11 protein-coding genes and 1 pseudogene are annotated in these 8360 nt (G+C 69.2%); 3 read left to right on the top strand and 9 right to left on the bottom strand.

Features of this window, described 5'->3' with window-relative positions; all coding sequences use genetic code 11:
* Window positions 1-103 precede the first annotated feature (103 nt).
* The 3 genes from ACFW2E_RS28175 to ACFW2E_RS28165 all read right to left on the bottom strand — a co-directional run bounded on the left by ACFW2E_RS28175 (window position 104) and on the right by ACFW2E_RS28165 (window position 2662).
* Window positions 104-664, bottom strand: a complete 561-nt coding sequence (locus ACFW2E_RS28175) for a DoxX family membrane protein (RefSeq protein ID WP_384469874.1) — start codon at window positions 662-664, stop codon at window positions 104-106.
* Between the two features lie 152 nt (window positions 665-816).
* Window positions 817-1941 carry an NADH:flavin oxidoreductase gene (locus ACFW2E_RS28170; RefSeq protein WP_384469878.1) on the bottom strand — a complete coding sequence of 375 codons (1125 nt, stop codon included), beginning with the start codon at window positions 1939-1941 and terminating at the stop codon, window positions 817-819.
* Window positions 1942-2344: 403 nt separating this feature from the next.
* Window positions 2345-2662 (bottom strand): NmrA family NAD(P)-binding protein, encoded by a 318-nt coding sequence (locus ACFW2E_RS28165; RefSeq protein ID WP_384469873.1) that lies wholly within the window; start codon window positions 2660-2662, stop codon window positions 2345-2347.
* A 149-nt stretch (window positions 2663-2811) separates the two neighbouring features.
* Between ACFW2E_RS28165 and ACFW2E_RS28160 the strand changes: the two genes are divergently transcribed.
* Together ACFW2E_RS28160 and ACFW2E_RS28155 are read left to right on the top strand one after the other, a co-directional pair.
* On the top strand, window positions 2812-3423 hold the full coding sequence (locus tag ACFW2E_RS28160) for a TetR/AcrR family transcriptional regulator (protein ID WP_384469872.1): 612 nt from the start codon (window positions 2812-2814) through the stop codon (window positions 3421-3423).
* 103 nt (window positions 3424-3526) lie between these two features.
* Window positions 3527-3871: a DUF6233 domain-containing protein gene (locus tag ACFW2E_RS28155; RefSeq protein ID WP_384469877.1), complete on the top strand. Its 345-nt coding sequence runs from the start codon at window positions 3527-3529 to the stop codon at window positions 3869-3871.
* On the opposite strand, the gene ACFW2E_RS28150 is transcribed toward ACFW2E_RS28155, so the two are convergent.
* From ACFW2E_RS28150 to ACFW2E_RS28130, 5 genes are all read right to left on the bottom strand, one after another.
* Window positions 3823-4026 (bottom strand): DUF6417 family protein, encoded by a 204-nt coding sequence (locus ACFW2E_RS28150; RefSeq protein WP_384469871.1) that lies wholly within the window; start codon window positions 4024-4026, stop codon window positions 3823-3825. The two genes, ACFW2E_RS28155 and ACFW2E_RS28150, sit on opposite strands and share 49 nt — an antisense overlap.
* Window positions 4027-4122: 96 nt before the next feature.
* On the bottom strand, window positions 4123-5505 hold the full coding sequence (locus ACFW2E_RS28145) for a VWA domain-containing protein (RefSeq protein ID WP_384469870.1): 1383 nt from the start codon (window positions 5503-5505) through the stop codon (window positions 4123-4125).
* A 147-nt stretch (window positions 5506-5652) separates the two neighbouring features.
* Window positions 5653-6231 (bottom strand): TetR/AcrR family transcriptional regulator, encoded by a 579-nt coding sequence (locus tag ACFW2E_RS28140; protein WP_384469869.1) that lies wholly within the window; start codon window positions 6229-6231, stop codon window positions 5653-5655.
* 87 nt (window positions 6232-6318) lie between these two features.
* Window positions 6319-6792, bottom strand: coding sequence for a DUF1348 family protein (locus tag ACFW2E_RS28135; RefSeq protein ID WP_384469868.1), 474 nt, complete (start codon window positions 6790-6792; stop codon window positions 6319-6321).
* 121 nt (window positions 6793-6913) lie between these two features.
* On the bottom strand, window positions 6914-7270 hold the full coding sequence (locus ACFW2E_RS28130; protein WP_384469867.1) for a glycoside hydrolase family 3 N-terminal domain-containing protein: 357 nt from the start codon (window positions 7268-7270) through the stop codon (window positions 6914-6916).
* Between ACFW2E_RS28130 and ACFW2E_RS28125 the strand changes: the two genes are divergently transcribed.
* Complete coding sequence (locus tag ACFW2E_RS28125) at window positions 7269-7712, top strand: suppressor of fused domain protein (RefSeq protein WP_384469866.1); 444 nt, start codon at window positions 7269-7271, stop codon at window positions 7710-7712. The two genes, ACFW2E_RS28130 and ACFW2E_RS28125, sit on opposite strands and share 2 nt — an antisense overlap.
* 48 nt (window positions 7713-7760) lie before the next feature.
* On the opposite strand, the pseudogene ACFW2E_RS28120 reads toward ACFW2E_RS28125, so the two are convergent.
* Window positions 7761-8360 (bottom strand): annotated as a pseudogene (locus ACFW2E_RS28120) (hypothetical protein); the annotation flags it as partial.

Below are 8360 nucleotides of genomic sequence, written 5' to 3'. Positions count from 1 at the left end.
GCGCGCCGCGGGGTCCGGCGGGGCGGCCCCCCCCCGGCCCGGGCCTCCCCCCCCCGCCGCCCCCGCCCCCCCGCCCCCGCGAGGCTGTCGGGCAGGTCCGCAATCAGTTGCGGAACAGCAGGACAACCGCGGCCACGAGCACGCCGAGGACCACTGAGGCGATGCCGTAGCCCAGTCGGTGCGTCCGCACGCCGGGCAGGCAGCGGTCCACCGCCAGACGGCCGGGCCCTGTCAGGGCCAGTGCCGCCGCCCCTGCGAGAAGGGTGACTTCGTACTCCACGCCTGTCGGGACGAAGAAGCCGCCGCCCCACTTCACCGCCACGGCGTTGACCATGACTCCCACGACCGCGGCCCCGGCGAGCGGGGTCAGCAGGCCCAGAGCGAGACCGAGACCCCCGAGCAGTTCGCTCAGCCCGTCCAACACCGCCATCGTCTTCCCCGACGGATAGCCGAGGGACGTGAAGAACGTCCCCGAGCCGTCGAGTCCCGGGCCGGAGAACCAGCCGAACAGCTTCTGCGCGCCGTGGCCCGCCATGGTCAGACCAAGGACCAAGCGCAGCAACAGCAGCCCGGCATCATAGGCGGGCGGCACAGCACCCCGCTCGTCGGCATCAGAAGCAAGGGAGCTGGAGTAGTCGATCGTGCTGCTGGGCGGTGCGGACATGTATGAACTCATTTCAGAAGAGAGGCGTGTCGTGGCGTGTGCGCCGACCCGCGATGGGCGGGGCCTGTGTTGTACGAACGGGGATCGGGGATGAGGAATAGGGCTGGGTACCGTCCGGTGGGCGGCGCACCGGCATCGTTGCGGCGGAAGGGTCAGAACAGCGTTTCCTCTGCCTCGCGTGTGAACGCAAGGAAGCCGTCGACCTGGCCGTCCAGGACCTTCCTGGCCCACTCGGGATCGGCCAGCAGTGCCCGGCCGACCGCGACGAGGTCGAACTCATCGCGCTCCAGGCGCTCGACCAGCGGTTCCAGCCCTGCCGGCGCGGCATTTCCGTGGAGGACATCGGCATTGAGGCCGACCGAGCCGACCGTGATGGCCGCCTTGCCGGTCAACTTCTTGGCCCAGCCTGCAAGGTTGAGGTCGGATCCGTCGAACTCCGGCTCCCAATAGCGCCGTGTGGACGCGTGGAAGGCGCTCACTCCGGCATCGGCCAGCGGAGCGAGCACCGCCTGCAGCTCGTCGGCAGTTTCGGCGAGCCGGGCATCGTAGTCGCCGGCCTTCCACTGGGAGAACCGGAAAATCACGGGGAAGTCCGTGGAGACCCTCTCCCGGATGGCCTCCACGACCTCGGCGGCGAACCGCGTCCGCTCCACCGCGTGGCCCCCGTACATGTCCGTGCGCCGGTTGGTGTAGGACCACAGGAACTGGTCGATGAGGTATCCGTGCGCCCCGTGGATCTCGACTCCGTCGAAGCCGATCCGCTCAGCGTCCGAGGCCGCTTGCGCGAAGGCACCGATGACGTCGTCTATGTCCGCGCGGGTCATGGCGCGACCGCCTCCCTCCGTGCCCGTGAGGGTCAGGCCGGACGGTCCCATCGGAGGCGCGTCAGCAATCGGCGGCTGCCCCTGTTCACGCACCATGCCGATATGCCACAGCTGCGGCACGATGCGTCCGCCCGCGGCGTGCACAGCACCGGCCACCCTCCTCCAGCCCGCGAGTTGCTCCTCGCCGTGGAACCGGGGCACGCCTGCGTCCTGCCCGGCCGACGGGTGGTCGACGTACGTGCCTTCCGTGATGATCAGCCCCACTCCCGCTGCGGCGCGGCGCGCGTAGTAGGCGGCTACGTTCTCGCCGGGGACCCCTCCAGGCGAGAAGGACCGGGTCATCGGGGACATGGCGATCCGGTTGGGGACGGTCAAACGTCCCAGGCTGAACGGCCGGGACAAGACCCGGGCTGCGGCGGATGACACTGTGAACTCCTTGAGCGCGTACGGGATGGATCGTGGACAGGTGGATGGTGTGCGGGGGTGGAATGGGGAGCCCGCGCACCGGCGCGGCAGACTTGAACGCTGGGTGCGAAGGCCTTTGACGCACCCGGACTTGCATGTCGATTCGAGGGGCAAGGGGGCGGCCCGACGCAAGCCTGAAGATCTGGGGGACCTCGGGCGCGATGTGGGCAGTCCGCGGACCGTGATGTGCCACCACCGGCTTTCCGCACGGTCGAGTAGTGCCTCGATCGTCCGCCTGCCGGCCACAGAACCAGAACGTCCCCTCCGCGCCGCCCTCGGCGGCAATCGGGGCGGCAGGCTTCTTGTGACCGGGGGAACGCGGCAGCGTGCGACCGGTCGCCCGGCCGATGACAGTGGCTATCCGGTCGAGGGTAAGTTCTTCACCGGCCAGCTAGATCGCCTTGCCCAGGTATCGCTGGGGGTTGCCGAAGGCGGGGGCTCGTTCTCGGCGAAATCGGGCGGGATGGAGGCGGGCTGGACGCCGCACACTCCGTGCGCCCCCTGGACGGCGGCATCCAGGGACCGATCGTCCATCTCGCCCGCGAACCAGTTCAGCCCCGAGCCGGGCCGGCTCCGGTGCCGCCGGGGCGGCCGGGTTGCGCACCAGCGCCCGTACCCGCCATCCACCGGCGAGCAGGCGCCGGGCGGTGGCACCTGCCTGCTGGCCGGCGGCACCCGCGACAAAAGCGATCTTGGATGTGGGGGGCATGACTCTCCAAACCCGGAACCCGACCGGAGCGCCGCTCCGGTAGACTGGAGGTGTCTCCGGGACACTCCCGGAGCACTGCTCCGCAACCATACGGAGCACCGCTCCGGTAGTCAACGGAGCACTGCTCCGATTTGAGTGAGGTATCGATCTTGACGCAGCCGGCCCGTGCCAACGCCCGCAAGAACCGTGACCTGCTTCTGGCTGCGGCAAGGGAGGCGGTCGCCGAGCACGGCACCGACGCGTCGCTGCGCGACATCGCCCGTCGCGCAGGTGTCGGTATCGGGACGCTCTATCGCCACTTCCCCACCCGTGAAGCGCTGCTCGAAGCCCTCCTCAACGCCAACTTCGACGCGCTGCGTGCCCGAGCCGAGAGCCTGCTCGCCTCACCCGCGCCGGGCGACGCACTCCTGACGTGGCTTGCCGACCTGGCCGCCGGATCGGCCACATATCAGGGCCTGCCAGAGTCGATCATGAACGCTCTGGCGGACGAGGAATCGGGACTGCACAGCTCCTGCGCCCAGATGCGCTCCGCAGGCGGGCGACTGCTGGAACGCGCGCAACAGGCCGGCTCGGTCCGGTCCGATGTGACCGTCAGCGAGGTGGTCACGCTCGCCCTCGGACTTGCCTGGGCCGCCGAACGGTCGGTCGAACCCTCCGATCTGGTCGCCCGCCTGCTCTCCACGGCGATGTACGGGCTTGCCGACCGGGGCCGGTGTGCCTGCGTGCAGGTCACGTCCACCGAACCGAACCACACCGTCTGAGGCTCCCCCGCCGGTCCTGGACCGGCTTGCCCCCCAGGCCCCGCAACGACTCACAGCCTGCCGAACCCCGTAACAGCGCCATCCCGTCCTTACGTGCTGCACCATCTCACGGGAGCCGTGCAATGCTGCGCCCACTCGACGCGGCAGACGCGCACTCGGCCTGTCCACCACCCACCCGCGGCCACCGGAGTGGACCGTCGAACTCGGCATCGGCACGGCAGACCACCCGTCAGGTCCACCTCGGCGGCTGCCACTCGGCCGGCGGGCGCTGCCCACCCTCAGCCGCGACGAGGCCCGCCGCCTGCTCGCCACCGGACCGCGCGCCTGCACGCACTGCCGGCCCGATGCCCGGCTCGGCATCCTCGACTCGGCCCTCCCGTCGAGTCGGCGGGCGCGCGATCAGTTCTCCGACGGGACACGCGCGGTGATCTCCTTGGCGATCCGGTGAGCTTGCGCGGACAGCGTCCCGACCTCGGCAGCCGCCGCCAGCAATCGCAGCAGGTCCTGTGACTCCTCCAGACTCAACAGCGCGAGGCGCTCCCCCGTCTCCGCGACGGGGGCGAATTCGATCTCGTCCAGGTCGATGTGCTCGTAGTCGTCCATGTCCGGGGCAACGTACCCGACAGCCCTCCGGTCACACCCCCGTACGAGCGCGGTTCCGGCTGGACGCCGGGAGCCGTCGGCGGCGCCCCGGACGAATCACAGGATTCCCGCTTGGCGGGCGGCAGACATCCAGCTCGGGAACTCGGACAGAGTCCGGTCGTACAGTTCCTGATCGGGGACCGTACTGATGTCGTCCACGGAGAAGAACCCCACATTGTCGACACGGCGGCCGGGCAGCGTGTCGAAGCGTTCCAGCACTCCGTAGTTCGACCGTCCCAGCCCCACGAACTGCCAGAAGATCGGTTCCTCGACCGCTTCCCGAAGCTGTTGCTCGATCGCGGCGTTGCGGTAGATGCCTCCGTCGGAGAAGAACAGCACCAGGGTCGGGGCGGCAACCGGGTTGTCCCTGACATAAGTGCGGACCTGTGCGATCGCCTTCTGCTCTTCGTTCTGGATGCCGATGGTCTTCATGTCGACCTGACCGGCTTCCAGTCCCTTGCCCGGCTTCTTGCGGAACAGGCTCAGCTGTCCCACCCGGACGTGGAGACGCAGCCATTCGGGGAGCTCACCCAGGCGCAGGTCGGGCAGGCGCGCCGCGTTCGAGGCGAACGTCCAGGCCTGCATCTCCCCGTCGTCGTCGAGCTGAGCGGCGACCGCGGCCATGCGCTCGACCACGTCGGACACCACACCCTTGGAGTAGAGAAAGCTCATGGAGCCGGAAGCGTCCAGAACCAGGATGACGCGCGCCACGACCCCGGCTGCTCCGTGCTTTCTCAGGCTGACTGCCACCTGCTCCTTGCGCAGCGACAGACGCTTGCGCATGTCCACCGGCAACGCTTCCTCACCCTTGCTGAAGTTCGGGGCGGCCGACGTCGTGGCCGGGGCCGGTGGGGGCGGAGCCGGTACCGGCGCGGGAACCGGCGCAGCAGCGGGCGTCGTGGAGGGAGCTTCGTCGACTGTGATGCCGAAATCCGTGGCAAGCCCGGCGAGCCCGGAGGCATAGCCCTGTCCGACCGCGCGGAACTTCCACTGCCCCGCCCGCAGGTACAGCTCGCCGCCGATGAACGCTGTCTCCGTCGCGGCCTCCATCGGGAACCGTGCGAGTTCGGTGCGGGTCCCCGCGTCCAGCAGTCGCAGGACCAGCCCAGGTACTTGACCGAAGCTCCCGCCATCGGCTGACGCACACAGCACGACCCGTTCGACGGCGTCCTCCAGGGAGTTCAGATTCACCTGGACGGTGTCCGTCAAGCCACCGCTCGCACGCTGTTTGCCCAGGTGCACCACAGCGTGGGACGCGTGCCGCGGCTGGTTGTAGAAGACGAAGTCACCATCGTCGCGAACGCGTCCGGACGTAGTGAGCAGCAAGGCCGAGGCGTCGACATCGGGTACACCGGCCCCCTCCGACCAGGCCAGCTCGACACACACTGCGGGAACCTCGACGGGAAGGTTGGCGCCCTTGCTCAGTACTCTCGCTGTCATGGAGTAAGTCTGCACAGCCGACCGAGCCGGAGGGCAGCCCCTGTCGGGAGCGATGGGAAGCGAGCTGCGCCATGTGGTCGTGGTACCTGCGCCGGGCAAGCCGGAAGGCGCCGCCGATCAACTGATCAGCAGCGCGACGTACGGCCGTCAGGCGGGGATGTCGGTAGCCGCGCGAGCGGTCTGCAGCAAGGTGCGTGCCGCGTCCTTGGCCTGACGGGCCGGCTCGGGGGATCCGTGGATCGCGGCCGTGGTCATGGCGCCCTCGGCGAGGAGAACAAGGTGGTCGGCGAGCCAGCTGGGCGCCTCCGCAGCGGCCACCAGGTCGGCGACGTACTGCCGGAACGACTGTTTGTGGGCCTTGGCGATGTCCGCCACCGCGGGAGACGTCGCTCCCAGCTCCCCGAAGGAGTTGATGAAGCCGCAGCCTCGGAAGTCAGGCTCGCCGAACCAGCGGAACAGCCAGTCGAACACGGCCAGGATGCGCTGTGCGGGTGATTCGGACGACGTCTCCACGTACTGCGCCAAGTCCCCCAGCCACCGGGCGTCCCGCCGTCGCAGGTACGCCTCGACCAGGCAGTCCTTGGACGGGAAGAGCTGGTAGAGGCGCTTGAGCGGGACGGCGGAGGCGGAGCGTATCGCGTCCATGCCCACGGCCCGGATGCCCTGGCCGTAGAACAGCTCTTCAGCGGCGTCGAGAACTCGTTTCTCGGCCTCTTCGCGTTCCACTTCGGTCACCTCCTCGGGGGAATCATCGTTCTCGTACGGTATCGCCCGGATGGGTGGGCTGGAAACCGGAACCAGGGACGCGCGACTTCAGAGACCCAGATCGCTCAGTCCCGGATGGCCGTCGGGGCGGCGCCCCAGCGGCCAGTGGAAGAGGCGTTCCGACTCCTTGATGGGGAGTTCGTTGATCGAGGCATAGCGGTGGTGCATCAGCCCGTCGTCACCGAACTCCCAGTTCTCGTTGCCGTAGGCACGGAACCAGTTGCCCGAGTCATCGTGGTATTCGTAGGCGAACCGCACCGCGATGCGGTTGCCGCCGAAGGTCCACAGCTCCTTGATGAGGCGGTAGTCCAGTTCCCGATTCCACTTCCGGGTGAGGAAGGCGACGATCTCCTCGTAGCCGTTGGCGAACTCCGCGCGGTTGCGCCACCGGGAGTCCACCGTATAGGCGAGGGCGACCTTCTTCGGGTCACGTGTGTTCCAGCCGTCCTCAGCCAGCCGCACCTTCTCCGCGGCGGATTCAGCGGTGAACGGCGGGAAGGGGCGGCGCGGTTCGTGTGTCATGCCATTTCCTCCGGTCCGGTTCAGGTCCATGGGATGAGCGACCACCTGGCGAGAACGTCCGTTCTCCACAGCGTCAACCCTAGGAGAACGATGGTTCTCACGCAAGGGGAGGCGGGACTGATCAGTTTGCGCAGTGGATGAGGCCGACCGTCGTCTTGGCCGCCAGGATTCGGCGTACGCTCGCCTCGACGTGCGCCCGGAGCGTCGGCTGATCGCGTTCGGCGTTCAGGACCGCTGAAGTCATCGCGGGGATGTGCTCGGCGTTCACCGTCAGCACGAGATCCCCACCGGCCCGCAGGAAGGCCAGAGCGCGCTGGGCCGGAGGCATGGACTGCACCGCGGCGGCGTTGCCGAGGTCGTCCGAGATGACGACTCCGTCGAATCCGAGGTCCCTGCGCAGCGCGTCCTCGATGACGATGGGCGAGAAGACCGCCTGGTGCGCGGGATCCATACGGGTGTACGTCGCCAGGGAGATCATGACGAACCGGGCGCCCGCCGCGATGCCCTCGCGAAAGACGCTGAGGTTACGGCGGGCCCCGACGGAGCAGGACGGTCACGGACTCGAGTTCGTCATGACCGCCCGTGCCCGTGACCAGCGGTTCATCGACCTCATGGGGATGATCGCCTACTACCACCGCGGAGGACACCGGCTCGGCCTGGAGCACAGCATGCCCATCGGTGAACCCTGGGTCCCGGGTTCGACCTGCGACCACCTGCTGATCAGCCTGCCCTACCTGCACGGACCGGACCTTGAACACTGTCCGCTGCCGAAGGGGCATGCCCGCATCCTTTGGTGCCTGCCCGTGACGGCCACCGAGATCGAGTACCGCAGGAGCCACGGGCACGAGGCGTTGGAACAGCTCTTCGACGAAGCCGGGATCATTCCGACTGATCCGTTCAGGAGCTCCGTCACGGGGTGACGGTTCGAGCAGCCGCTGTCGTCGGCCCCCCAGTCCGCAGCACGGCCCTCAGCCCTCCGCGACGAGGCCGCCGACCGCCCAGGGCAGCAGCTCCTTCGCCAGGGCGAGGCTGAACGGCCTGACCAGCGAACGGAGTTCCGCACAGGCCGCGGGACCGAGGGCGGCGTAGGGCAGGACGGCGAGTTCATCGGTGGTGCGTTCGATGACTTCCCTCCTCCGGGTTCCCTCCTCGGTGCAGGCGAGATCGGAACCCTCTGCCAGCCAGCCTCGCGCGCGCAGCCCTTCGACAGCCTCGGTCCACTGCTCTCGAGACCACGCTCGCGACTTGCGCAGGGTGTCGGCGCCGTAGTCACCGGCGGCGGCATGGGTGACCAGTGCCTCGATGCCGCTGAGCCCCGCGCCGAGCAGTGCCGCGAGGTGGCCGTCGCCGCGGAACTCCCGCAGGAGGGTCTGGGCGTGCCAGAGGACCAGGTGGGGCTCGTCCGGCCAGGGCAGCGCGGCATGCGCCGCGAACAGCGGGCGGCCGTGCTGGTGCGGGACGGCCGCCTCGGCCGCGGGGGGGGGGGGGGGGGCCCCGCCCCCCCCCCCGCGGGGGGTGTGGGGGGGCGCGCCGCCCCGGCGCCGCGCCGGCGCCCCGGCGGGGTGCGG

This window comes from Streptomyces sp. NPDC058964 (assembly GCF_042741275.1).
Taxonomy (GTDB): domain Bacteria; phylum Actinomycetota; class Actinomycetes; order Streptomycetales; family Streptomycetaceae; genus Streptomyces.
The sequence above is the reverse complement of the archived record's forward strand: the minus strand, read 5'-3'. Positions and strand labels throughout refer to the sequence as shown.

Excerpts from the sequence above, each read along its gene's own strand:
- ACFW2E_RS28175 (WP_384469874.1), bottom strand. The coding sequence starts at position 664 with ATGTCCGCACCGCCCAGCAGCACGATCGACTACTCCAGCTCCCTTGCT.
- ACFW2E_RS28145 (WP_384469870.1), bottom strand. The coding sequence starts at position 5,505 with ATGACAGCGAGAGTACTGAGCAAGGGCGCCAACCTTCCCGTCGAGGTT.
- ACFW2E_RS28125 (WP_384469866.1), top strand. The coding sequence starts at position 7,269 with ATGACGAACCGGGCGCCCGCCGCGATGCCCTCGCGAAAGACGCTGAGG.
- ACFW2E_RS28130 (WP_384469867.1), bottom strand. The coding sequence starts at position 7,270 with ATGATCTCCCTGGCGACGTACACCCGTATGGATCCCGCGCACCAGGCG.
- ACFW2E_RS28150 (WP_384469871.1), bottom strand. The coding sequence starts at position 4,026 with ATGGACGACTACGAGCACATCGACCTGGACGAGATCGAATTCGCCCCC.
- ACFW2E_RS28135 (WP_384469868.1), bottom strand. The coding sequence starts at position 6,792 with ATGACACACGAACCGCGCCGCCCCTTCCCGCCGTTCACCGCTGAATCC.
- ACFW2E_RS28165 (WP_384469873.1), bottom strand. The coding sequence starts at position 2,662 with ATGCCCCCCACATCCAAGATCGCTTTTGTCGCGGGTGCCGCCGGCCAG.